The 23,852-nt window shown below is 59.4% G+C and carries 25 protein-coding genes and 1 tRNA gene; 19 read left to right on the top strand and 7 right to left on the bottom strand.

Annotation, left to right across the window (positions count from 1 at the left end; genetic code table 11):
* Positions 1 to 41 precede the first annotated feature (41 nt).
* A complete protein-coding gene (locus AB4N33_RS27885) occupies positions 42 to 644 on the bottom strand; it encodes a cold-shock protein (RefSeq protein ID WP_460141019.1) in 603 nt (200 codons plus the stop codon).
* A gap of 305 nt (positions 645 to 949) precedes the next feature.
* On the opposite strand from AB4N33_RS27885, the gene AB4N33_RS27890 reads away from it, so the two are divergent.
* The 19 genes from AB4N33_RS27890 (at position 950) to nadA (ending at position 16,082) form a co-directional block, all read left to right on the top strand.
* Positions 950 to 1,417: a Dps family protein gene (locus AB4N33_RS27890; protein ID WP_460121528.1), complete on the top strand. Its 468-nt coding sequence runs from the start codon at positions 950 to 952 to the stop codon at positions 1,415 to 1,417.
* Positions 1,418 to 1,674: 257 nt separating this feature from the next.
* Complete coding sequence (locus tag AB4N33_RS27895) at positions 1,675 to 2,013, top strand: ribbon-helix-helix domain-containing protein (RefSeq protein ID WP_192305551.1); 339 nt, start codon at positions 1,675 to 1,677, stop codon at positions 2,011 to 2,013.
* Positions 2,014 to 2,149: 136 nt separating this feature from the next.
* On the top strand, positions 2,150 to 2,371 hold the full coding sequence (locus tag AB4N33_RS27900; protein WP_460121530.1) for an FmdB family zinc ribbon protein: 222 nt from the start codon (positions 2,150 to 2,152) through the stop codon (positions 2,369 to 2,371).
* Between the two features lie 92 nt (positions 2,372 to 2,463).
* Complete coding sequence (aspS, locus tag AB4N33_RS27905; RefSeq protein ID WP_460121532.1) at positions 2,464 to 4,239, top strand: aspartate--tRNA ligase; 1,776 nt, start codon at positions 2,464 to 2,466, stop codon at positions 4,237 to 4,239.
* Between the two features lie 123 nt (positions 4,240 to 4,362).
* Positions 4,363 to 5,109 carry a YebC/PmpR family DNA-binding transcriptional regulator gene (locus AB4N33_RS27910; RefSeq protein ID WP_460141020.1) on the top strand — a complete coding sequence of 249 codons (747 nt, stop codon included), beginning with the start codon at positions 4,363 to 4,365 and terminating at the stop codon, positions 5,107 to 5,109.
* A gap of 159 nt (positions 5,110 to 5,268) precedes the next feature.
* The gene (gene ruvC / locus AB4N33_RS27915) at positions 5,269 to 5,793 is read left to right on the top strand and encodes a crossover junction endodeoxyribonuclease RuvC (RefSeq protein ID WP_192305557.1); all 525 of its coding nucleotides are present in this window, start codon (positions 5,269 to 5,271) and stop codon (positions 5,791 to 5,793) included.
* Between the two features lie 114 nt (positions 5,794 to 5,907).
* Positions 5,908 to 6,522, top strand: a complete 615-nt coding sequence (gene ruvA / locus AB4N33_RS27920; RefSeq protein WP_192305559.1) for a Holliday junction branch migration protein RuvA — start codon at positions 5,908 to 5,910, stop codon at positions 6,520 to 6,522.
* The gene (gene ruvB, locus AB4N33_RS27925; protein WP_460121536.1) at positions 6,523 to 7,584 is read left to right on the top strand and encodes a Holliday junction branch migration DNA helicase RuvB; all 1,062 of its coding nucleotides are present in this window, start codon (positions 6,523 to 6,525) and stop codon (positions 7,582 to 7,584) included.
* Between the two features lie 127 nt (positions 7,585 to 7,711).
* Positions 7,712 to 8,179 carry a tol-pal system-associated acyl-CoA thioesterase gene (gene ybgC / locus AB4N33_RS27930; RefSeq protein ID WP_460121538.1) on the top strand — a complete coding sequence of 156 codons (468 nt, stop codon included), beginning with the start codon at positions 7,712 to 7,714 and terminating at the stop codon, positions 8,177 to 8,179.
* A complete protein-coding gene (gene tolQ, locus AB4N33_RS27935; protein ID WP_460121540.1) occupies positions 8,169 to 8,864 on the top strand; it encodes a protein TolQ in 696 nt (231 codons plus the stop codon). Before ybgC ends, tolQ begins: the two co-directional genes overlap by 11 nt.
* A 23-nt stretch (positions 8,865 to 8,887) precedes the next feature.
* Positions 8,888 to 9,340: a protein TolR gene (tolR, locus tag AB4N33_RS27940; RefSeq protein ID WP_192306394.1), complete on the top strand. Its 453-nt coding sequence runs from the start codon at positions 8,888 to 8,890 to the stop codon at positions 9,338 to 9,340.
* Positions 9,340 to 10,419: a cell envelope integrity protein TolA gene (tolA, locus tag AB4N33_RS27945; protein ID WP_460121542.1), complete on the top strand. Its 1,080-nt coding sequence runs from the start codon at positions 9,340 to 9,342 to the stop codon at positions 10,417 to 10,419. The genes tolR and tolA overlap by 1 nt, the downstream gene beginning before the upstream one ends.
* A gap of 17 nt (positions 10,420 to 10,436) precedes the next feature.
* Entirely contained in the window at positions 10,437 to 11,717 is a 1,281-nt protein-coding gene (tolB, locus tag AB4N33_RS27950) for a Tol-Pal system beta propeller repeat protein TolB (protein WP_460126565.1), read from the top strand.
* A gap of 52 nt (positions 11,718 to 11,769) precedes the next feature.
* Positions 11,770 to 12,267, top strand: coding sequence for a peptidoglycan-associated lipoprotein Pal (pal, locus tag AB4N33_RS27955; protein ID WP_150772357.1), 498 nt, complete (start codon positions 11,770 to 11,772; stop codon positions 12,265 to 12,267).
* A gap of 6 nt (positions 12,268 to 12,273) precedes the next feature.
* The gene (gene ybgF / locus AB4N33_RS27960) at positions 12,274 to 13,113 is read left to right on the top strand and encodes a tol-pal system protein YbgF (RefSeq protein WP_476458676.1); all 840 of its coding nucleotides are present in this window, start codon (positions 12,274 to 12,276) and stop codon (positions 13,111 to 13,113) included.
* Positions 13,114 to 13,279: 166 nt separating this feature from the next.
* The gene (queE, locus tag AB4N33_RS27965; protein WP_192305571.1) at positions 13,280 to 13,927 is read left to right on the top strand and encodes a 7-carboxy-7-deazaguanine synthase QueE; all 648 of its coding nucleotides are present in this window, start codon (positions 13,280 to 13,282) and stop codon (positions 13,925 to 13,927) included.
* 1 nt (position 13,928) lies between these two features.
* On the top strand, positions 13,929 to 14,621 hold the full coding sequence (gene queC, locus AB4N33_RS27970) for a 7-cyano-7-deazaguanine synthase QueC (RefSeq protein ID WP_460121547.1): 693 nt from the start codon (positions 13,929 to 13,931) through the stop codon (positions 14,619 to 14,621).
* A 62-nt stretch (positions 14,622 to 14,683) separates the two neighbouring features.
* Positions 14,684 to 14,759, top strand: a tRNA-Lys gene (locus tag AB4N33_RS27975).
* Positions 14,760 to 15,023: 264 nt separating this feature from the next.
* Positions 15,024 to 16,082: a quinolinate synthase NadA gene (nadA, locus tag AB4N33_RS27980; RefSeq protein ID WP_476458677.1), complete on the top strand. Its 1,059-nt coding sequence runs from the start codon at positions 15,024 to 15,026 to the stop codon at positions 16,080 to 16,082.
* Positions 16,083 to 16,228: 146 nt separating this feature from the next.
* On the opposite strand, the gene AB4N33_RS27985 is transcribed toward nadA, so the two are convergent.
* The 6 genes from AB4N33_RS27985 to gcvH form a co-directional block, all read right to left on the bottom strand.
* Positions 16,229 to 16,720: an RDD family protein gene (locus AB4N33_RS27985; protein ID WP_460141025.1), complete on the bottom strand. Its 492-nt coding sequence runs from the start codon at positions 16,718 to 16,720 to the stop codon at positions 16,229 to 16,231.
* 95 nt (positions 16,721 to 16,815) lie between these two features.
* Positions 16,816 to 17,028 (bottom strand): cold-shock protein, encoded by a 213-nt coding sequence (locus AB4N33_RS27990; protein ID WP_007977299.1) that lies wholly within the window; start codon positions 17,026 to 17,028, stop codon positions 16,816 to 16,818.
* A 403-nt stretch (positions 17,029 to 17,431) separates the two neighbouring features.
* Positions 17,432 to 18,556 (bottom strand): glycine cleavage system aminomethyltransferase GcvT, encoded by a 1,125-nt coding sequence (gene gcvT / locus AB4N33_RS27995; RefSeq protein WP_476458678.1) that lies wholly within the window; start codon positions 18,554 to 18,556, stop codon positions 17,432 to 17,434.
* 33 nt (positions 18,557 to 18,589) lie between these two features.
* Positions 18,590 to 19,966 (bottom strand): L-serine ammonia-lyase, encoded by a 1,377-nt coding sequence (locus AB4N33_RS28000; protein WP_460121554.1) that lies wholly within the window; start codon positions 19,964 to 19,966, stop codon positions 18,590 to 18,592.
* A 207-nt stretch (positions 19,967 to 20,173) separates the two neighbouring features.
* A complete protein-coding gene (gcvP, locus tag AB4N33_RS28005) occupies positions 20,174 to 23,026 on the bottom strand; it encodes an aminomethyl-transferring glycine dehydrogenase (protein WP_476458679.1) in 2,853 nt (950 codons plus the stop codon).
* Between the two features lie 11 nt (positions 23,027 to 23,037).
* Entirely contained in the window at positions 23,038 to 23,421 is a 384-nt protein-coding gene (gene gcvH, locus AB4N33_RS28010) for a glycine cleavage system protein GcvH (RefSeq protein WP_460121558.1), read from the bottom strand.
* Between the last annotated feature and the right edge of the window lie 431 nt (positions 23,422 to 23,852).

A 23,852-nucleotide genomic window follows, 5' to 3' on the forward strand; every position in this document is an offset into this window, starting at 1 on the left:
CCGCGAACAGCCAAGCTGTTCGCGGTTTTTTTGGCCGTGAATCAGCGTCGCGGCAGTGCAGCGATAACGTCTTCGGCTTGCAGGCCCTTGTCACGATTCATCACGGAGAACTCCACACGCTGGCCTTCGACCAGGACGCGATGGCCTTCGCCTCGAATGGCGCGGAAATGCACGAAGATGTCATCGCCGGAGTCGCGGGAAATAAAACCGAAACCCTTGGAGGTGTTGAACCACTTGACGGTGCCGGTATCGCGGTTGCTCATGTCGTAGCTTGGCGCGGCGGTAGCGGGTGAAGATTTATGGAAGCTGACGGCCAGGTGCAGAACGACGGCAATCAGGGCAGCCACCAGGCTGAACAGAACGGCCGGTTGACCGGCGATGACCGGCATTGGCGCGAACAGTGTCAGGGTTTGCAGGACGACAGCCAGCACCAGGAGGGCACTGACCAGGTTCTGCAGTTGGTGGCGTGGGCCTTTGTTCCAGTTGGGAATCACTGGAGCCAGGATGAGGTTGAGCAGGCCGAAAAAGGCCAGGTACAACGCATCGGGTTGTTGCAGGTAAGGAACGGCTTCGGATCGCAGGCTTGGAATGAAGGACAGCAGCAAGGCCGCTGCGCCCATTAGGAGGTGGACGATTTTCAACATTTTGATTAACTCACGTTCAGGCGGATCACAAGGAAGAGCTGATAGGGCACGGTTCGCTTCGGAACAATGAGAGGCGTTGGACACGCACCGGGCATCAGCCTATGCGCAGCGCCCGGAAAAGAAGGCGTTGACGACACATCGTCTATTTAACAGCAAAGCTCACAGCTACTCAAATCAGGGTGTCCAGCGGTGTTTCGAGTCGATTTGTCACAGGCGTCACAGCAATCCGGGCTGCGATTGCGTAGCAGGCTTGCTAGAGTGGTCGTTCACCTGTTGGATGAATTCATCACCGTTAGGGGAATAGCATGGCAATCGATATCGGTATCAGTGAAGAGGATCGCAAGTCCATCGTCGACGGACTTTCGCGCCTGTTGTCGGACACTTACGTCCTTTATTTGAAAACCCATAATTTCCACTGGAATGTCACCGGCCCGATGTTTCGGACCCTGCACTTGATGTTCGAGGAGCAATATAACGAGTTGGCCCTGGCGGTGGACTCGATTGCCGAGCGCATTCGCGCGCTGGGTTTCCCGGCTCCGGGCGCCTATTCCATTTATGCGCGCCTTTCTTCGATCAAGGAGGAACCGGGTGTACCCAGTGCCGAGGACATGATCAAGCAATTGGTCGAGGGGCAGGAAGCGGTCACACGTACGGCGCGGGGGATTTTCCCCCTGCTGGACAAGGTCAGCGACGAACCGACGGCCGACCTGCTGACCCAGCGCATGCAGGTTCACGAGAAAACTGCATGGATGTTGCGCGCGCTGCTGAGTTGACGGGGCTGCAGTGCGCGATTGACCTGGATCAAGGGGCTTGCGCACTGTGCTTTTTGCGCCGGGGTCGAGGGATTTCGCGCTCTGCACTGTAGGAAAGCAGTCAGACTAGGACCGTCTCCATCGTCCGCCTCGCGTTGTTGGCTTATCCTACGTTGATGGTCATAAAGTCATCTGGATATAACTTTGCGCCTGCGTTTTTATAAGCCTTGCAACATGGCTTTGATAGAAACCAGGAATGGCAAAGGAGTGTCAGCGGTATGGTTTATGACGGTAGATTGAACGAGGGGAGGTTGGGTCCATTAAAGGATGTAAGGATCGACCCCTTTGTCAGTGAATTCGATATGGGGCTGGCGCAGCCATTGTCCCGTTCGGTTCGTTTGAATGGCTTTGCCACCTGTTTGCGGCTTGAGCAGGTTTACTGGGACATTCTGGGGGAGATGGCAAAGATCAACTGTTGTTCGGTCAGCGCCCTCTTGTCCCATGTCGATCGCGAGGTGCACTTGCGACACGGCGGGGTGAAGAATTTCAGCGGATTGGTGCGGGTCGTCTGCGTCGTGCACAGTCGCAATGAAGAGCGCGGCGGCGTCCTGGCGTAGGTCTTGACGGCGAAATGCATCGAGTGTCGGTCTGTGCAGTCTTACGGCTGCACAGGCCGCATTTAATGGATATAATCCCGCTCTTTGCCGCAAAACCCAGCGTGTGCGGTAGCATTCTGATCGCCGAGACAACCCCATGCCGATGTACGACTACCAATGTGCTTCCTGTGGTCATCAGTTGGAAGCCATTCAAAAGATCAGCGCAGCACCGCTGGTCGACTGCCCTGCCTGTCAGGCGCCAGAGCTCAAGAAGATGCTGTCCATGCCGGGTTTCCGCCTCAGCGGTGCCGGTTGGTACGAAACCGATTTCAAGACCGGTGCCAAGAAGAATCTGGCCGGTGGCGATAAAGCCGACTAAGGTCTGCAACCCGATTGAACGACACGCGCGAGCCCTTGCAGTGCGCAAGGCCTGCAACCGAATTTCGAATTACGAGAAGTGAAACCACGACCATGATGCGCAGCCATTATTGCGGCCAACTGAACGAAAGCCTGGACGGCCAGGAAATTACCCTTTGCGGCTGGGTTCACCGTCGCCGTGACCACGGTGGGGTGATTTTCCTCGATATCCGTGATCGTGACGGTCTGGCCCAGGTGGTTTTCGACCCGGATCGCGCCGAGACCTTCGCCGTTGCCGACCGTGTGCGCAGCGAATACGTGGTCAAGGTCACCGGCAAGGTGCGTCTGCGTCCGGCCGGTGCCACCAACGCCAACATGGCGTCGGGCATGATCGAAGTGCTGGGTTACGAGCTGGAAGTGCTCAACGAAGCGGAAACCCCACCGTTCCCGCTCAACGAGTTCTCCGATGTGGGTGAAGAAACCCGCCTGCGCTATCGCTTCCTCGACCTGCGTCGCCCGGAAATGGCCGAGAAGCTGCGTCTGCGTTCGCGCATGACCACCAGCATCCGTCGCTATCTGGACGAAAACGGCTTCCTCGACGTCGAGACGCCGATCCTGACCCGCGCCACCCCGGAAGGCGCACGCGACTACCTGGTGCCGAGCCGCACCCACGCCGGTTCGTTCTTCGCCCTGCCGCAATCGCCGCAACTGTTCAAGCAACTGCTGATGGTGGCCGGCTTCGACCGTTACTACCAGATCGCCAAGTGCTTCCGCGACGAAGACCTGCGTGCCGACCGTCAGCCTGAGTTTACTCAGATCGACATCGAGACCAGCTTCCTCGACGAAAAAGACATCATGGGCCTGACCGAAGGCATGATCCGCAACCTGTTCAAGGAAGTCCTGGATCTGGAATTCGGCGAGTTCCCGCACATGACCTTCGAAGAGGCCATGCGTCGCTACGGCTCGGACAAGCCGGACCTGCGTAACCCGCTGGAACTGGTGGACGTGGCCGATCAGCTCAAGGAAGTTGAGTTCAAGGTGTTCAGCGGCCCGGCCAACGACCCTAAATGCCGCGTGACCGCGCTGCGCGTACCAGGCGCTGCGAGCATGCCGCGCAAGCAGATCGACGACTACACCAAGTTCGTCGGCATCTACGGTGCCAAGGGCCTGGCGTACATCAAGGTCAACGAGCGCGCCAAGGGCGTCGAAGGTCTGCAATCGCCGATCGTCAAGAACATCCCTGAGGCTAACCTCAATGTGATCCTCGATCGCGTTGGCGCGGTTGACGGCGACATCGTGTTCTTCGGCGCAGACAAGTTCAAGATCGTCAGCGAAGCCCTGGGCGCGCTGCGCATCAAGCTGGGTCACGACCTGAACCTGCTGACCTGCGAGTGGGCGCCGATGTGGGTCGTCGACTTCCCGATGTTCGAAGAGAACGACGACGGCAGCTTCAGCGCCTTGCACCACCCGTTCACTGCACCCAAGTGCAGCCCGGCAGAGCTGGAAGCCAACCCGGCCACCGCACTGTCGCGTGCCTACGACATGGTCCTGAACGGCACCGAGCTGGGTGGCGGTTCGATCCGTATCCACCGCAAGGAAATGCAACAGGCGGTGTTCCGTCTGCTGGGCATCAACGAAGCGGAACAGGAAGAGAAGTTCGGCTTCCTGCTCGATGCACTGAAATACGGCGCACCACCGCACGGTGGCCTGGCTTTCGGTCTGGACCGTCTGGTCATGCTGATGACTGGCGCCCAGTCGATCCGTGAAGTGATCGCCTTCCCGAAAACCCAGAGTGCTGCCGACGTGATGACGCAGGCGCCGGGTGTGGTGGATGCCAAGGCGTTGCGCGAATTGCACATTCGTCTGCGCGAAACGCCAAAGGCCGAGTAAGACTGGCCGCAAGGGCGCATCCTCGGATGCGCCCTTTGTTTATGGATAGATCGAAATTTTTATTTGCCGGCCGGCGCCCCAGGGTGTGGCGGGCAATGATTCAAAGAGAATTCGGAGCGAGTTATGGCGGGTCATTCCAAGTGGGCGAACATCAAGCACCGCAAAGAACGTCAGGATGCCAAGAAGGGCAAGATTTTCACCAAGTGGATTCGTGAACTGACCGTCGCTGCCCGCCAGGGTGGTGGTGATCCGGGGTCCAACCCGCGTCTGCGCCTGGCCCTGGACAAGGCGCTGGGGGCGAACATGAGTCGCGACATCATCGATCGCGCCGTTGCTCGCGGTGCCGGTGCGGCTGATACCGACGACATGGTCGAACTGACCTACGAAGGTTACGGCCCCGGGGGTGTGGCAGTGATGGTCGAGTGCATGACCGACAACCGCAACCGTACTGCAGCGGCCGTGCGCCATGCCTTCAGTAAATGCGGTGGCAACCTCGGCACCGATGGTTCCGTGGCCTACCTGTTCGAGCGCAAGGGGCAGATTTCCTTCGCCGCCGGTGTCGACGAAGACGCACTGATGGAAGCGGCGATGGACGCCGATGCTGATGACGTGGTGACCAACGAAGACGGTTCCATCGATGTGTTCACTTCGTTCGCCGGTTTCTATGCCGTGCGTAACGCCCTGGAAGCCGCCGGTTTCAAGGGTGACGACGCGGAAATCGTCATGCTGCCGACCACCAGTGCCGAGCTGGACCTGGAGGGCGCCGAGAAAGTCCTCAAGCTGATCGACATGCTTGAAGACCTCGATGATGTGCAGAACGTCTACTCCAACGCGGACATCCCGGAAGACGTGGCTGCGCAGCTCAGTTAAGGTTGCCCGCCAGTCCCCTGTGGGAGCGGGCTTGCTCGCGATTGCGGTGTGTCAGTTGTCGATGATCAGACTGACCCACCGCCTTCGCGAGCAAGCCCGCTCCCACATTTGTTTTGTGTTGTACTTGGGTATTGTTGATTCACTGACTTCAAAGGCGTTATGACTCTAATACTAGGCATCGACCCCGGCTCGCGCATCACCGGCTACGGCGTAGTCCGCGACACCGGGCGTGGCTGCGAATACGTGGCCTCGGGCTGCATCCGCACCGGAGCGGGTGAGCTGCATGAGCGCCTGCAGATCGTCTATCGCGGCGTGCGGGAGATCATCCAGACCTACCACCCGGTGACCATGGGCATCGAAAAGGTGTTCATGGCGCGCAACGCCGATTCCGCACTGAAGCTGGGGCAGGCCCGAGGGGCGGCCATCGTGGCGGGGGCTGAAGAAAGCCTGGAAATCGCCGAGTACTCCGCGACCCAGGTCAAGCAGGCGGTGGTGGGCACGGGTGCGGCCAACAAGGAGCAGGTGCAGATGATGGTCATGCACATGTTGAAGTTGACCAGTAAACCGCAAATCGACGCCTCGGACGCCCTGGCCATTGCCATTTGCCATGCCCACACTCGATCCAGTCTGTTGCCCCATGGTCTGGGTGCGGCACGCAGTCGTGGCGGACGCCTGCGTCTCTGATAGCATCAGCAGTCCATTTTCTGGAATGAGGGTTTTACGCCTGTGTCGTCGGCGCGAAGCCCTCACTCCATCGGTCGCCAGAACCACCCTGGCCAACGCTCAAGGATCTGTAACGTGATTGGACGCTTGCGCGGCACCCTGGCTGAGAAACAGCCGCCGCACCTGATTCTGGATGTAAACGGTCTGGGCTATGAGCTGGAAGTCCCCATGACCACGCTGTATCGCCTGCCGTCGGTCGGTGAGCCCCTGACGCTGCACACTCATCTGGTCGTGCGTGAAGATGCACAGTTACTCTATGGGTTCGCCAGCAAGCGCGAGCGAGACTTTTTTCGGGAGTTGATCCGTCTTAATGGTGTCGGTCCCAAACTGGCGCTCGCCCTGATGTCGAGCCTGGAAGTCGATGAGCTGGTACGTTGCGTGCAATCCCAGGACACGTCGGCGCTGACCAAGGTGCCAGGGGTGGGCAAGAAGACCGCCGAGCGACTGCTGGTGGAACTCAAGGACCGCTTCAAGGCCTGGGAAACCGTGCCGGCGATGTTTGCCCTGGTTCCCAACCAGCCGGGCGGGCCGGACGTTGCGCCGGTCGCCAGCGCCGAAACCGACGCGGTGAGCGCGCTGATTTCCCTGGGCTACAAGCCGCAGGAAGCCAGCAAGGCCGTTTCCGCGATCAAGGAGAAAGGCTTGAGCAGTGAAGACATGATTCGTCGCGCCCTGAAGGGAATGATCTAAGTGATTGAAGCTGATCGACTGATAACCGCCACACCTGGCCCACGCGAGCGCGAGGAGGTCCAGGACCGGGCGATTCGTCCCGTCAGCCTGGCGGAGTACATTGGCCAGCCGACGGTTCGCGAGCAAATGGAGTTGTTCATCCAGGCCGCGCGCGGGCGCAGCGAATCCCTGGACCATACGCTGATCTTCGGCCCGCCCGGGCTGGGCAAGACGACCCTGGCGAACATCATCGCCCAGGAAATGGGCGTGTCGATCAAGAGCACCTCGGGACCGGTCCTGGAGCGTCCGGGTGATCTCGCCGCGTTGTTGACCAACCTCGAACCTCACGACGTGCTGTTCATCGATGAGATCCATCGGTTGTCGCCGATCGTCGAGGAAGTGTTGTACCCGGCCATGGAAGATTTCCAGCTCGATATCATGATCGGTGAAGGCCCGGCCGCCCGCTCGATCAAGCTCGATCTGCCGCCGTTCACGCTGGTGGGGGCAACGACACGCGCCGGCATGCTGACCAACCCGCTGCGTGACCGCTTCGGTATCGTTCAGCGCCTGGAGTTCTACAGCACCGCGGACCTGGCGACCATCGTCGGCCGTTCGGCGAACATCCTCGGCTTGCCGCTGGATCCGGACGGCGCTTTTGAAATTGCCCGTCGAGCCCGTGGCACCCCGCGGATCGCCAACCGCTTGCTGCGCCGGGTGCGCGATTTTGCCGAGGTACGCGGCAAGGGGCACATTACCAAGCCGATTGCCGACCTTGCGCTGAACCTGCTGGATGTTGACGAGCGTGGCTTCGATCACCAGGACCGTCGTCTGCTCCTGACCATGATCGAGAAATTCGATGGCGGACCGGTTGGGGTCGACAGCCTGGCGGCAGCGATCAGTGAAGAGCGCCACACCATCGAAGACGTGCTGGAGCCCTACCTGATTCAACAGGGTTACATCATGCGCACCCCGAGGGGACGGGTCGTGACTCGGCATGCCTACCTGCATTTTGGCTTAAACATTCCGTCACGATTGGGAGAGAAGCCCGTAGTAGACGAGTTTCTTGACGACGCTGATGATTAATTAACGTTTGCGTGCTGATTTTTCGGGCATTGTGCTGTCCTAGGACCGTACTTTCGCAGGCAAAGCCGCAGAACCATGAAAAACAGTTGCCAAGCCAATTGGCAACCCGAGGAGTAAGCACTAGAGTATGCGCGCGCAAAACGGGCTTGGGCCGTTCGCACATCGTTGTCGCGTTTATTACGAGGACACCGATGCCGGCGGCATCGTGTATTACGTCAATTACCTCAAGTTTATGGAACGGGCTCGAACCGAGCGGCTGCGGGAACTGGGCTTTGCCCAATCCCAGCTGGCAGGGGAGGACCTGTTGTTCGTCGTGCATTCCAGCGAAGCGCGCTACCACGCGCCGGCGCGACTGGACGACGAACTGCTGGTAAGCGCTGAAGTAATCGAATTGAACCGTGCCAGCCTGCGTTTCAAGCAGCAGGTCAGGCGGGCAACGGATGATGTGCTGCTCTGCGAAGGGCAGTTCCTGGTGGCCTGTGTGCGCACCAACAGTTTGAAACCCCGGGCCATTCCCGAAACTCTACGTGCGGCCTTTGCCGACGTGAGCGGCGCGGGTACACACTCAACGCAGGAGATAAAGCGTGGAAGCTAACGTCGTCGACCATTCCTCCATGTGGAGCCTGGTCAGCAATGCCAGTATCGTGGTGCAACTGGTAATGCTGACCCTGGTAGCCGCATCGGTGACCTCATGGATCATGATTTTTCAGCGCAGCAACCTGCTGCGCGCCGGTCGACGTGCGCTGGAGGGCTTCGAGGAGCGCTTCTGGTCGGGTATCGACCTGTCCAAACTCTACCGCCAGGCGGGCAGTAACCCTGACCCGGATTCGGGCGTCGAGCAGATTTTCCGTGCCGGTTTCAAGGAGTTCTCCCGTCTGCGCCAGCAGCCCGGCGTTGACCCTGAAGCCGTGATGGAAGGTGTGGCCCGTGCCATGCGCGTTGCAATCTCCCGTGAAGAAGAAAAGCTCGAGCAGAGCCTCCCGTTCCTGGCCACCGTCGGTTCGGTCAGCCCTTACATCGGTCTGTTCGGTACGGTGTGGGGGATCATGAACTCCTTCCGTGGCTTGGCCACTGCCCAGCAAGCAACCCTGGCCACCGTAGCCCCGGGTATTGCCGAGGCCCTGATCGCCACCGCGATCGGTCTGTTCGCCGCCATCCCGGCCGTTATCGCCTACAACCGTTTCGCCGCTCGCAGTGAAACGCTGATTGGCCGCTACTACACCTTCGCCGATGAATTCCAGGCGATCCTGCACCGCAAAGTGCACACCAGCGAAGACTAAGCAGGTAATTTCCAATGGCTTTAATCGCTCGAGCCCGCAATAAGCGCAAGCCGGTTGCCGAGATGAACGTGGTGCCTTACATCGACGTGATGCTGGTACTGCTGGTCATCTTCATGGTGACCGCGCCAATGCTCAATCAGGGCGTGAAAGTTGATCTGCCCAAGGTTTCCAGCGAAGCCTTGCCGCAGGACAACAACACTCAGGTCCTGACCATTTCGATCAAGGCTGACAAGACCTACTACTGGAACCTTGGCAGCGAAGTCGACACCGAAAAGCAGCAGGATCGCGCCATGACCCTGCCGCAGATGACGGATGCGGTGACCAAGATCATTCGTGCCGGCAACGAGGGCGGCAAGCACACCCAGGTATTCATTCGTGGCGACAAGACCGTCGATTACGGTGCCGTCATGGGGGCCATGGGTGGGTTGCAGAAAGCCGGGGTCGGTAACGTTGGTCTGATTACCGAGGCGCCCTGATGCAGCAACAGCGAGAGCCAACAGCCTCGGAAAGCTACTTCTGGCCCAGTGTCTGGGCGATCTGCTTGCACGTGCTGGTGTTCGGCATGCTGTTCGTCAGTTTCGCCTTTACGCCTGAGTTGCCGCCGGCCAAGCCCATTGTCCAGGCCACCCTGTACCAGCTGAAATCGAAAAGTCAGGCCACCACCCAGACCAATCAGAAGATTGCGGGTGAAGCGAAGAAGTCGGCTGCGCGCCAGACCGAAGTCGAGCAGATGGAACAGAAGAAGGTCGAGCAGGAAGCGATAAAGGCTGCGGAACAAAAGAAAGAAGAAGCGGCTCAAAAGGCCGAGGAAGCCAAGAAGGCCGACGAGTCGAAGAAAGCCGAAGAGGCGAAAAAGGCTGATGAAGCCAAGAAAGCCGATGAAGCGAAGAAGACCGCCGAAGCCAAGAAGGCAGAAGAGAAACAATTGGCTGATATAGCCAAGAAGAAAGCCGAAGAAGAAGCCAAGAAGGCTGCTGAAGAAGAGGCCAAGAAAGCGGCCGCTGAAGAAGCGAAGAAAAAGATCGTCGAAGACGCGAAAAAGAAAGCCGCTGAAGACGCCAAGAAAAAAGCTGAAGCTGAAGAGGCGAAGAAAAAAGTCGCCGACGAAGCGAAGAAGAAAGCTGCTGCCGATGCTGCGAAGAAGAAATCGCAGGACGCGGCACGTAAATCCGCCGAGGATAAAAAGGCTCAGGCCCTGGCTGATTTGCTTTCCGACACGCCGCAGCGTCAGCAGGCCCTGGCGGACGAGCAGGGTGACGAAGTCGCCGGCAGCTTCGATGACCTGATTCGCGCTCGTGCAGCGGAGGGCTGGGCTCGCCCACCTTCAGCACGCAAGGGCATGACGGTGGTGTTGCAGATCGGCATGTTGCCGGACGGTACGGTGACCTCGGTCAGCGTGGCCAAATCCAGTGGTGACGGTCCGTTTGACGCATCGGCTGTGGCAGCGGTGAAGAATATTGGACGTTTGACAGAAATGCAGGGAATGAAGCCGAGCGATTTCGCTCCGTATCGTTCCTTCAAGATGACATTTACACCTGAGGATCTAGCCTTGTGAGAAACCTTCTTCGAGGAATGCTGATCGCAATCTGCTGCATGGCAGGTCTGGCGATGGCGGATGAGAAAAATATTCTGGTCACCAGCGGCAGTGATCGGGCAACACCGATTGCCGTCGTGCCTTTTGGTAATCAGGGCGGTAGCGTGCTGCCGGACGACATGGCTGAAATCATCGGTAACGACCTGCGTAACTCGGGTTACTACTCGCCGATTCCGAAGCAAAACATGATCAGCCAGCCAAGTCAGGCCAGCGAAATCATCTACCGCGACTTCAAGGCGCTGGGTGCCCAGTACATCATGGTCGGCAGCATCGCGCCGGCCGGTGGTCGCCTGCAGGTCCAGTACGCGCTTTTCAACGTCGCCACCGAGCAGCAAGTGCTGACCGGCAGCGTGTCGGGTGGTGTTGATCAACTGCGTGACATGGCGCACTACATTGCCGACCAGTCGTTCGAAAAACTCACCGGTATCAAAGGTGCGTTCTCGACTCGCCTGCTGTACGTGACGGCAGAACGTTTCTCCGAGAAGAACACCCGCTACACGCTGCAACGCTCGGACTACGACGGTGCCCGTGCCGTGACCCTGCTGCAATCGCGCGAGCCGATCCTGTCGCCGCGTTTCGCGCCTGATGGCAAGCGTATCGCCTATGTGTCGTTCGAGCAGAAGCGTCCACGTATCTTCATGCAGAACATCGACACCGGTCGCCGTGAGCAACTGACCAATTTCGAGGGCCTGAACGGTGCACCCGCCTGGTCGCCGGATGGCAATCGCCTGGCATTCGTGCTGTCGAAGGACGGTAACCCGGACATTTACGTAATGAACCTGGGTTCGCGTCAGATCACTCGTGTGACCAATGGTCCTGGCATCAATACCGAACCGTTCTGGGGCAAGGATGGTTCGACCATCTACTTCACCTCGGACCGTGGCGGCAAGCCACAGATCTACAAAACCAGCGTCGGTGGCGGCGGGGCGGAGCGTGTGACCTTCGTGGGTAACTACAACGCCAACCCTAAACTGTCGGCTGATGAAAAGACGCTGGTGATGATTCACCGCCAGGACGGTTTCACCAATTTCAAGGTGGCAGCCCAGGATTTGCAGCGAGGAAGTGTAAAAATCCTCACTGATAGCACTCTGGACGAGTCGCCTACTGTTGCGCCCAACGGCACCATGGTAATCTACGCCACCCGCCAGCAGGGCCGGGGAGTCTTGATGCTCGTGTCCATTAATGGACGCGTAAGGCTCCCGCTTCCTACCGCACAAGGCGAAGTCAGAGAACCTTCCTGGTCCCCTTACCTGAACTGACGCGGCGCTTTACGTTTTACTTAACACACTGGGGTTCATTAGGAGTTTCACGATGGAAATGCTGAAGTTTGGTAAATTTGCTGCGCTGGCTCTGGCCATGGCTGTAGCTGTAGGTTGCTCGTCCAAAGGCGGCGACAACGCCGGTGAAGGCGCTGTTGATCCAAACGCTGGTTACGGCGCTAACACTGGTGCTGTTGACGGCTCCCTGAGCGAAGAAGCTGCTCTGCGCGCAATCACCACCTTCTACTTCGAATACGACAGCTCGGACCTGAAGCCAGAAGCCATGCGCTCCCTGGACGTTCACGCCAAAGACCTGAAAGCAAACGGCGCTCGCGTTGTTCTGGAAGGCAACACCGACGAACGTGGTACTCGTGAGTACAACATGGCACTGGGCGAGCGTCGTGCGAAAGCCGTTCAGCGCTACCTGGTACTGCAAGGTGTTTCCCCAGCTCAGCTGGAACTGGTTTCCTACGGCGAAGAGCGTCCAGTTGCTACCGGCAACGACGAGCAGTCCTGGGCTCAAAACCGTCGCGTCGAACTGCGTAAGTAATTCGATATGCGAACGTGCCGTCGTGCTGTAACTGTATTGGCTCTCAGCCTCGCTCCGCTTGCGGTGTGGGCTGCGGTTCCTGTGGTCGATAATGACTCCGGCTATAACAATAGCGGGAGTAGTACTCCGCCAGCCGGTTACGGTACGAACGGCGCCTATGCCGGGGGAGGGGCGACGACCCCTGCCTCGGCACAAGGCATGCTGTTCAACCAGCTGCAACAAATGCAGGATCAGATTTCGCGTCAGCAAGGCGTGATTGAGGAACTGCAAAATCAGGTTTCGCGCATGAAGCAGGAATCCCTGGAGCGATACCAGGATCTTGATCGGCGCATAGGGAACGGCGTTGCACCAGCCGCGACTCCCGAGAATTCTCCAGCCGGTGGCGACTTGAACGCCCCCGGTGCAGCCGCCGGCGCAGGTGCGGGAGCGGCTGCCGCTCAAGCCCCGGCAGCAGGCAGCGAACCCGCTGATCCGGCCAAGGAAAAACTGTATTACGATGCAGCCTTCGACCTGATCAAAGCCAAGGATTTCGACAAGGCCAGCCAGGCTTTCAGCGCTTTCCTGCGCAAGTACCCCAACAGCCAGTACGCCGGCAATGCACAGTACTGGTTGGGCGAAGTGAACCTGGCCAAAGGTGATCTGCAGGGTGCGGGTCAGGCTTTTGCCAAGGTTTCCCAGCTTTATCCCAAGCACAACAAAGTGCCTGACTCGCTGTACAAGCTGGCTGACGTAGAACGCCGCCTGGGTCATCCCGACAAGGTCAAAGGCATTTTGCAACAGGTTGTGTCCCAATACCCGGGCACTTCCGCCGCTCAGTTGGCCCAGCGCGATTTGCAGCGCATGTAACGCGGCTTGAGCCGATTGGAAGAAACCCGCGCTTGTCGCGGGTTTTTTCGTTAGAATTCACGCCCTTTTTATGAAACACGCTTTTTGGGATCTACGCGTTGGCGGGGTTCCTTGAAGTGCCTGACGGAGGCGGACAGCCTGTTTAGCTGTTACGCCCGTGGCGACTATGCAAGACACATTGAGAATCACCGAAGTTTTCTACTCGTTGCAGGGGGAAACGCGGACTGCCGGGCTGCCCACTGTTTTCGTGCGCCTGACCGGTTGCCCTTTGCGTTGCCAGTACTGCGACAGCGCCTACGCGTTTTCCGGCGGAACCGTGCGCACCCTCGACGACATCCTCGAACAGGTCGCCGGCTTTCGCCCGCGCTACGTGTGTGTCACGGGTGGTGAGCCTTTGGCCCAACCGAACGCCATCCCATTGCTCAAGCAGTTGTGCGACGCCGGTTACGAGGTGTCACTGGAAACCAGTGGCGCACTGGACATCTCGGCGGTCGATCCTCGTGTCAGTCGCGTGGTCGACCTCAAGACCCCGGATTCGAAGGAAGCACACCGCAATCGCTACGAGAATATCGAACTGCTTACACCCAACGACCAGGTGAAGTTTGTCATTTGCTCGCGGGAAGACTATGACTGGGCAGTGTCCAAGCTGATCCAGTACGGTCTGGAGCGGCGCGCTGGCGAGGTGCTGTTTTCGCCAAGTCATCATGACCTGAATGCACGGGACCTGGCTGATTGGGTGGTTGCGGACAACCTGCCGGTCCGTTTGCAATTGCAGCTGCATAAATATCTTTGGAATGACGAGCCGGGGCGCTGAGATGACTGAACAAACCAATACTGCGGAAAAACGTGCGGTCATCCTGCTGTCCGGTGGACTCGACTCCGCAACGGTCGTGGCCATGGCCCGGGCACAGGGCTACGCGTGCTACACCATGAGCTTCGACTACGGCCAACGCTCCCACGCGGAACTGCACGCCGCCGAGCGCGTCGCTCGCGACCTGGGCGTGATCGAGCACAAGGTCATCGGTTTGAACCTGAACGGCATGGGCGGCTCGGCGTTGACCGACACCAGCATCGACATCCCGGAAGAGGCAGGTGAGGGCATTCCCGTGACCTACGTGCCAGCGCGCAATACGGTGTTTCTGTCTCTCGCCCTGGGCTGGGCCGAGGTGCTCGGGGCCCGTGACATCTTCATTGGCGTGAACGCCGTGGATTACTCCGGCTACCCGGACTGCCGCCCGGAGTTCGTCGAGTCTTTCGAGCGCATGGCCAACCTGGCGACCAAGGCTGGTGTCGAAGGCAATGGTTTCCGCATCCAGGCACCGTTGCAGAACATGAGCAAGGCACAAATCGTCGAGACGGGTGTGAAGCTCGGCGTTGACTACGGCTTGACCGTTTCCTGTTATCAAGCCGATAACAGTGGGCGTGCGTGCGGTAAGTGCGACAGCTGCCGACTGCGTGCAGAAGGCTTCGCAGCGGCCGGAATCAGCGATCCAACACCCTATTTTTAAGTTTTTTAAATAAGGTGTTGAATAACCTATAAAAATCAGTATTATACGCGCCACCACACAGCGGGTCGTTAGCTCAGTTGGTAGAGCAGTTGGCTTTTAACCAATTGGTCGTAGGTTCGAATCCCACACGACCCACCATTTTTAGCAGTTTTAAAAGTCTGGAAGGCCCACGAAAGTGAGGATTTCCGGATTTTTTTTTGCCTGCGATTCAGGGAGTTGCCCCTCCGGGACTGCGCCGCATGACGCGGGTCAGAAGGGCCTTTTGCATCGACCGGATATTCTGTAGCCTTGCCCAGCTTCACCGTGCCTGATGCATACCCACTTTCCCGGCGGTGCCCTTTAGGGTCCGGAGCCGGGTGTATACTCGACTTTCGCGCGAATGCGCCTGCAGGTCTTGCGAATATGACGCAGATTTCCGAACGCCTTCTTGTACAAGCCCACCTCGATGCCAAGCAGCCCAAGCCGCTGAGCACCGAAGAAGAGGCCTACTACCGTGCCGCCATCGCTGCCGAGCTCAAGGCTCAGGACGCTGTACTGGTGGCCCATTTCTATTGTGATCCGATCATTCAGGCCTTGGCTGAAGAAACCGGCGGCTGTGTTTCCGACTCGCTGGAGATGGCGCGCTTCGGCAATGCCCATTCGGCCAAGACCGTCGTGGTCGCCGGGGTGAAGTTCATGGGCGAAACGGCCAAGATCCTCAACCCCGAGAAGCGCGTGCTGATGCCGACTCTGGAGGCCACCTGCTCGCTGGACCTGGGTTGCCCGGTGGATGAGTTCTCGGCGTTCTGTGATCAGCACCCGGAACGCACCGTGGTCGTTTATGCCAACACCTCAGCGGCCGTCAAGGCGAGGGCGGATTGGGTCGTGACGTCCAGCTGTGCGCTGGAGATCGTCGAAAGCCTGATGGATAACGGCGAAACGATCATCTGGGGGCCGGACAAGCATCTGGGCACCTACATCCAACGCAAGACCGGTGCGGACATGTTGTTGTGGGACGGTGCCTGTATCGTTCATGAGGAGTTCAAGTCCAAGCAACTTGAAGACATGAAGGCGTTGTATCCGGACGCAGCCATTCTGGTGCACCCCGAATCACCGACTTCCGTGATCGAGCTGGCGGACGCCGTGGGCTCGACCAGTCAACTGATCGCGGCGGCGCAAACCCTGCCGAACAAGACGCTGATCGTCGCCACGGATCGCGGCATTTTCTACAAGATGCAGCAGCTGTGCCCGGACAAGGTGTTTATCGAAGCACCAACGGCCGGTAACGGCGCCGCGTGCCGCAGTTGCGCGCATTGCCCGTGGATGGCAATGAACACCCTGGAACGCACGCTCAAGTGCCTGAAGGAAGGCACCAACGAGATCTTTGTCGACCCGGCGCTGATTCCCCAGGCGATTCGTCCGCTCAAGCGCATGCTCGACTTCACCCAGGCCGCCCGGATGAAGCTGGCGGGTAACGCCTGACACCGCCTCGCGAGCAGGCTCGCTCCCATAGAAAATCAACCCCCTGTAGGAGCGAGTTTACTCGCGATGGTAGTCCAGACACCGCGGGCATCCAGGCCGCACGCGGTATCGTTGGCGATCATCGCGGGCAAGCCCGCTCCTACAGGTCACTCTTTTTTCTTCTTCGGAATCCGCACCAACTCAGTGCCTGAATAGATGTCATGCCAGCTGCGCTTCTGCTTGTCGAACAGCGACCAGACGAATCCCAGCCCTACGCACAGCCACGATGCGATCGACACAATAAAGCGCAGCAGCGCCTGCCACAGGCTGATGGACGAACCGTCGGCGTTCTGTACGCGGATGCACCACACCTGCATGCCCAGGGTCTGGCCGGTCATGGTCCAGAACTTGGCGAAGAAGCCGAACAATACAAAAAACAGCACCGTCGACAGCAGTGGGTCGCCATCCAGCGCGCCCGCTTCTGTGAGGGTGCGCATCCGGTCTTCGCCGATGATCGCCATCTGGATCATCTTGTAGACGCCGCTGGTCACGATCAGCAGGGCGGTGCACAGCAGGAAGTCATAGAACATCGCTGCCAGGCGGCGACCCAGGGTCGCGGCGGGGAACTCGCCCTGTGGTTTGAGCTGGTGTTTGGACATGCCAGGGTTCTCAAGAAAAAAGAAGCCCATTTTACGGATTTACGCGCACAAAAAAGCCCCTGATGTCAGCATCAGGGGCTTTTTCGTTACGAGGATCAGGCTTCTGCTTGAACTTCGTCAGCCTGCATGCCTTTCTGGCCTTGCACGGCGATGAAGGTCACTTTCTGGCCTTCTTTCAGGCTCTTGAAGCCGTTGCCCTGAATAGCGCGGAAATGCACGAACAGATCCGGACCGCTTTCTGGAGTGATAAAACCAAAACCTTTCTCGTCGTTAAACCACTTGACGGTACCGCTCTGACGTTGGGACATTTCTTATTTCCTTTGACGCTAAATTAATGACAGCCTCCTTCTCATGAAAGAGTACTGGAGCTGGTTGCAGGAGAGTAAGAAGACGTCGAACGGGATGTAGCTAACTTGTAGGCTACTGCCCAGGTCACGATTCCAAGCGACCCATGCAAACACAGTGAACAAACTCTACGCCAACTATGGGAGAAAAAACAAGCCCTTGTTAGAGGCCCGTATTTGCTCGGGTTGATGACGTTAGTCGGTCCACTAGAGCATTCTTATTCGATCATGTTGTTCACTCGTTTTCGATCGTTATAAGCAACGTTCATAAACGAAGGTAATAATCGAGTAATGCACTGTTTTATGGCGGTTGCGTTACACATTAGTGCACTGTTAACGCAACCGCGTTACTTATAGAAACAGTCAATCAGCCACGATAGTAGCGTTGTGGCACGAATGGCATTTTGCTTACAAGCAATGACACCTTTTTCCCACGTACGATTGCCCAGACGGGCGTGTCGATGGCGATGTAGGCGCTATCGAGGTAACCCATGGCCAAGGGAGCGCCCAGGGTCGGGCCGAAGCCACCGCTGCACACGCGGCCGATGATGTCGCCTGCTTCGTTGACGATTTCTGCGCCTTCTCGCACGGGCGTACGTTCCTGTGGCAACAGGCCTACACGTTTGCGACTGACGCCGGACTGCTGTTGCGCAAATATTGTATCGGCGCCCGGGAAACCACCGGCACGGGCGCCATCGGCGCGACGTGGCTTGGAGATGGCCCACAACAGGCTCGCTTCGATCGGGCTGGTGTCGGTGTTCATGTCATGGCCGTAGAGGCACAGGCCTGCTTCCAGGCGCAACGAGTCGCGTGCGCCAAGGCCGATGGCTTCGACTTCCGGCTCGGCGAGCAGGGCGCGGGCCAAGGCTTCGGCGCTGGCAGCCGGCACGGAGATTTCGAAACCGTCTTCACCGGTGTAACCCGAACGGCTGACAAAGCAGTCCACGCCCAGCAGTTTCACCCGGGTGAATTGCATGAAAGTCATGTTTGCCACTTCCGGTGCGAGGCGTGCGAGCACGGTGACGGCGGCCGGGCCCTGCAGCGCCAGCAATGCACGCTCTTCGAACAGCGGTTCGACGGTGCATTGCTCGCCGATATGTTTGCGCAGGTGCGCCAGGTCCTGATCCTTGCACGCGGCGTTGACCACCAGGAAGAGCTCGTCGTTACCGAGGTTGGCAACCATCAGGTCGTCGAGAATGCCGCCGGTTTCGTTGGTGAACATGGCATAACGCTGCATGCCTACCGGCAAATCGATGATGTCCACCGGCACCAAAGTTTCCAGGGCCTTGGCGGCATTGGCGCCGGTCAGGCGAATCTGACCCATGTGCGAAACATCGAACAGCCCAGCCTGATCACGAGTGTGCTGATGCTCCTTCATCACGCCCAGCGGGTACTGCACTGGCATGTCGTAGCCAGCGAACGGCACCATGCGGGCGCCGAGTTCGATGTGCAGCGCGTGCAACGGGGTTTTCAACAATTGTTCGGTGGACATATCCAGCTCCTGAAAGTCGTGCGGATGCGTGCATCAGCACTCGATAATGTTGACCGCCAAACCGCCACGGGCGGTTTCCTTGTATTTGCTTTTCATGTCGGCGCCAGTCTGGCGCATGGTGCGGATGACCTTGTCGAGCGAGACGAAATGTTGTCCGTCGCCGCGCATGGCCATGCGTACCGCGTTGATGGCCTTGACCGAACCCATGGCGTTGCGCTCGATGCAGGGCACCTGCACCAACCCGCCAATGGGGTCGCAGGTCAGGCCGAGGTTGTGTTCCATGCCGATTTCGGCGGCGTTTTCCACTTGCTGCACGGTGCCGCCGAGCACTTCGCAAAGCGCTCCGGCCGCCATCGAGCAGGCCACGCCGACTTCACCCTGGCAGCCCACCTCGGCGCCGGAGATCGAAGCGTTTTCCTTGTAGAGGATGCCGATGGCAGCCGCCGTCAGCAGGAAACGCACGACGCCGTCTTCGTTGGCACCAGGGATGAAGCGCATGTAGTAATGCAGCACCGCCGGGACGATGCCCGCCGCACCATTGGTGGGGGCGGTCACGACGCGTCCGCCGTTGGCGTTTTCTTCGTTGACCGCCAGGGCGTACAGGTTGACCCAGTCCAGCACAGACAACGGATCGCGCAACGACGACTCCGGGTTCTTGCACAGTTGCCGGTGCAGCGCTGCCGCCCGGCGTTTGACCTTCAGTCCACCTTGCAGGATGCCTTCGTTGCGGCAACCCGCATCAACGCAATCCTGCATGACCTGCCAGATTTTCAGCAGCCCGGCACGGGTTTCCGCTTCCGGGCGCCAGGCGCTCTCGTTGGTCAGCATCACCTGGCTGATCGACAGTCCATAGGTGGTGCAATGTCCCAGCAGATCCTTGGCGCTCTTGAACGGAAACGTGAGCGCGGTGGCATCTTCGACGATACGGTCGGCGCCGGCGGCGTCTTCATCGACGACAAAACCGCCGCCCACCGAGTAGTACTCACGGCTGCGGATCTGCAGGCCCGCAGCGTCGAAGGCGCGAAAAATCATGCCATTGGGGTGATACGCCAATGGTTTGCGGATCATCGCCAGGTGTTCTTTCTCGTTGAAGGCGATGGAGTGTTCGCCGAGCAGGTTCAGGCGACCGTTGCCACGAATCTCCTGGAGGCGTGCGGCAACGGTTTCGGTGTTCACGGTATCCGGGTGTTCACCTTCCAGGCCCAGCAACACGGCCTTGTCACTGCCGTGGCCCTTGCCCGTGGCGCCGAGTGAGCCGTAGAGCTCGACCTTGACACAGGTGGTGGTGGCCAGCAGATCGTCACGGCGCAAGCCTTCAGCGAAGCGGGCAGCGGCACGCATCGGGCCGACGGTGTGGGAACTGGAAGGACCGATGCCAATCTTGAACAGGTCGAACACGCTTAAAGACATGGGCGGCTCCCGTGGAGCAGTTGGAAGCGGCAAGCTTCAAGCGGCAAGCCAGAGCAATTTGCTTTTGACTTGTCGCTTCAGGCTTGCCGCTAGGGCTTGAAGCTTATAGCTGTTTCAAGTTGGAAGCGGCGAGCTTCAAGCGGCAAGCCACAGCAGTTTGCTGTTAAGGCTTGCAGCTTGGGGCTCGAAGCTCATAGCTGCTTCTGTTCAAGCGTAGCTTTCGATCGACGGGCAAGCGCACACCAGGTTGCGATCGCCGAAGACGTTGTCGACGCGACCGACCGGCGGCCAGTATTTGCCTTCGATCAGCGACGCAACCGGGTACACCGCTTGCTCGCGGCTGTACGGATGCGACCACTCGCCGACCAACTCCTGCGCGGTATGCGGGGCGTTTTTCAGCGGGTTGTCGTCCTTGTCCAGCGTGCCGTTTTCCACCGCACGGATTTCTTCGCGGATGCGGATCATGGCGTCACAGAAGCGGTCCAGTTCTTCCCTGGATTCACTTTCGGTCGGCTCGATCATCAGCGTGCCCGCCACCGGGAACGACATGGTTGGGGCGTGGAAGCCGAAGTCGATCAGGCGCTTGGCCACGTCATCGACGCTGATGCCGCTGCTGTCCTTGAGCGGGCGCAGGTCGAGGATGCATTCGTGCGCCACCAGGCCGTTGCTGCCGGTGTACAGCACCGGGTAGTGCTCTTCGAGGCGACGGGAAATGTAGTTGGCATTGAGGATCGCCAGCTGCGAGGCGCGTTTGAGGCCGGCGCCGCCCATCATGCGAATGTACATCCAGGTGATCGGCAGGATGCTCGCGCTGCCGAACGGTGCCGCGCAGACCGCGCCTTCCTTGCGTGCCATCTGGGCGTGGCCCGGCAGGAACGGCGCCAGGTGCGATTTCACGCCAATCGGGCCGACGCCCGGGCCGCCACCGCCGTGGGGAATGCAGAAAGTTTTGTGCAGGTTCAGGTGCGATACGTCACCGCCGAACTTGCCTGGTGCGCAGAGGCCGACCATGGCGTTCATGTTGGCGCCGTCGATATACACCTGGCCGCCGTTGTCATGAATGATGCCGCAGATTTCGCGGATGCCTTCTTCGAACACGCCGTGTGTCGACGGGTAAGTGATCATCAGCGCGGCGAGGTGTTCGCGGTGCTCGATGGCTTTGGCGCGCAAGTCTTCGATGTCGACGTTGCCGCGCGCATCGCAGGCGGTGACCACGACACGCATGCCGGCCATCTGGGCGGTGGCCGGGTTGGTGCCGTGGGCGGACGACGGGATCAGGCAGATGTCGCGGCGGTCTTCGCCACGGCTCTGATGATAGGCGCGAATCGCCAGGAGGCCGGCGTATTCACCCTGCGAGCCGGCGTTGGGTTGCAGCGAGATCGAGTCGTAGCCGGTGGCGGCGCAGAGCATCGCTTCCAGCTCATCGGTCAACTGCTGATAACCGGCGCTTTGCTCGGCCGGGGCGAACGGGTGCAGGGCGCCGAACTCAGCCCAGGTCACCGGAATCATTTCGCTGGCGGCGTTGAGTTTCATGGTGCACGAACCCAACGGGATCATGGTGCGATCCAGGGCCAGGTCCTTGTCGGCGAGCTTGCGCAGGTAGCGCATCAGCTCGGTTTCCGAGTGATAACGGTTGAACACCGGGTGGCTGAGGATCGGCGACTGGCGAACCAGCGCGGCCGGGATGGTGCCCTGGACCGAGGCGGCGACAGCGGCGAAGTCAGGCAGCGCCTTGCCTTCGGCCAGCAGGGCCCACAGGGTTTCAACATCGGCCTGGGTGCTGGTTTCGTCCAGGGACAGGCCCAGGCGTTCGGCATCGACCACGCGCAGGTTGATCTGCTGGGCGTGCGCCTTGTCGTGCAGCTTGGCGGTGTTCGCACCAGTCTTGAGGGTCAGTGTGTCGAAGAAGTGTTCCTGCTCGACGCTCAAGCCCAAGGTGTTCAGGCCCTTGGCCAGAATCGCAGTCAGCTGGTGGATGCGACGGGCAATCTGCGTCAGACCTTTGGGGCCGTGATAGACGGCGTACATGCTGGCGATGTTGGCCAGCAGCACTTGTGCGGTGCAGATGTTGCTGGTGGCTTTCTCGCGACGGATGTGTTGTTCGCGGGTCTGCATGGCCAGGCGCAGGGCCGGCTTACCGAAACGGTCCACGGAAACACCGACCAGACGGCCCGGCATGTCGCGCTTGAACGCATCCTTGGCGGAGAAATACGCCGCGTGCGGGCCACCGAAGCCCAGCGGTACGCCGAAGCGCTGGGCGCTGCCAATGGCCACGTCGGCGCCGAATTCGCCCGGCGGGGTCAGTACGGTCAGGGCCAGCAGGTCGGCCGCCACCGCAACCAGGGCATTGGCGGCGTGGAAGCGCTCGGTCAGTTCGCGGTAGTCGAACACATCACCGTTGCTTGCCGGGTATTGCAGCAGCGCGCCGAAGAATGGCGTCACGTCACTCAGTTCACGCTCATCGCCCACCACGACGTCGATGCCCAGTGGCTCGGCACGGGTGCGTAGCACGTCGAGGGTTTGCGGGTGGCAATGGGCAGAGGCGAAGAATTTGTGGCTGCCCTTGTTCTTGCTCAGGCGCTTGCAGAAGGTCATGGCTTCGGCAGCCGCGGTGGCTTCGTCGAGCAAGGAAGCGTTGGCGATCGGCAGGCCGGTCAGGTCGCTGATCAGGGTCTGGAAGTTCAGCAGTGCTTCGAGACGGCCCTGGGAAATTTCCGGCTGGTACGGGGTGTAGGCGGTGTACCAAGCCGGGTTTTCCAGCAGGTTGCGCAGGATCGGTGCCGGTGTATGGGTGCCGTAGTAACCCTGGCCGATATAGGTCTTGAACAGTTGGTTTTTGCCAGCGATGCCCTTGATCATCGCCAGGGCGTCGGCTTCGCTGAGGCCATCATCCATGCCGAGCACGCTGGTGCCTTTGATGCTTTCCGGGATCACGCTGGCGCTCAGGGCTTCGAGCGAGTCGAAACCGAGGCTGTTGAGCATGGCCTGCTCGTCGCCGGAACGTGGACCGATATGGCGGGCGATGAATTCGTTGGCGGTGCTGAGGTTTACTTGAGTCATGTGCGGGCTCCTCAGGCTTCGGCGTTGGCTTTGATCAGGCGGTCGTAGGCATCCTGATCCAGCAGTTTGTCGACAGCCGCCGCGTCGGCGGGCTGGAAGCGGAAGAACCAGCCTTCGCCCAGCGGATCTTCGTTGACCAGTTCCGGGCTGCTTTCCAGCGCCGGGTTGACTTCCAGCACTTCGCCGTCGAGTGGCATGTACACGCCGCTGGCGGCTTTCACCGATTCGACGGTGGCGGCTTCGGCGCCTTTTTCATAGGCCTGCAGTTCGGGCAGTTGAACGAAAACCACGTCGCCCAAGGCGTTCTGGGCGAAAGCCGTGATACCGACGGTGACGCTGCCATCCGCTTCGGCACGCAGCCATTCGTGATCTTCAGTAAAACGCAACTCGCTCATGGAAACTCCTAGGGGCCAGACTCGTCTGGTGGACGCGATGGAAAGGCTTCGGGCTAAAGCCCTGCTTTTAATAAGGGTGATACTTAGCAAGAACGCGGCCAATGTTGTTTTTTCTATTAAAAACAGCAAGTTACCTATAGATCTGGTGCGCGGGGGGTGTCGGTGTGTAGCGAAATCGCTACAGGCAGGCGTGTAGAAAAAAGCCGAGGGGGATCAAAGCCTTGCACGGCGCTGATCAGGGAGGTGTGTAGCGATATCGTTCCGCTGTAGCGCTTTCAGTACAGTGGAGGTCGTTTTTGGTATGGGTATGAGGATTTACCCGGCCATTGTGGGAGCGGGCTTGCTCGCGATGGCTGTGTGTCGGGTATAAAAAAATTGCCTGACACACCGTCATCGCGGGCAAGCCCGCTCCTACAGTGGCCGGTGTATGC

The sequence above is a fragment of the Pseudomonas sp. S1_E05 genome (genome assembly GCF_056337105.1).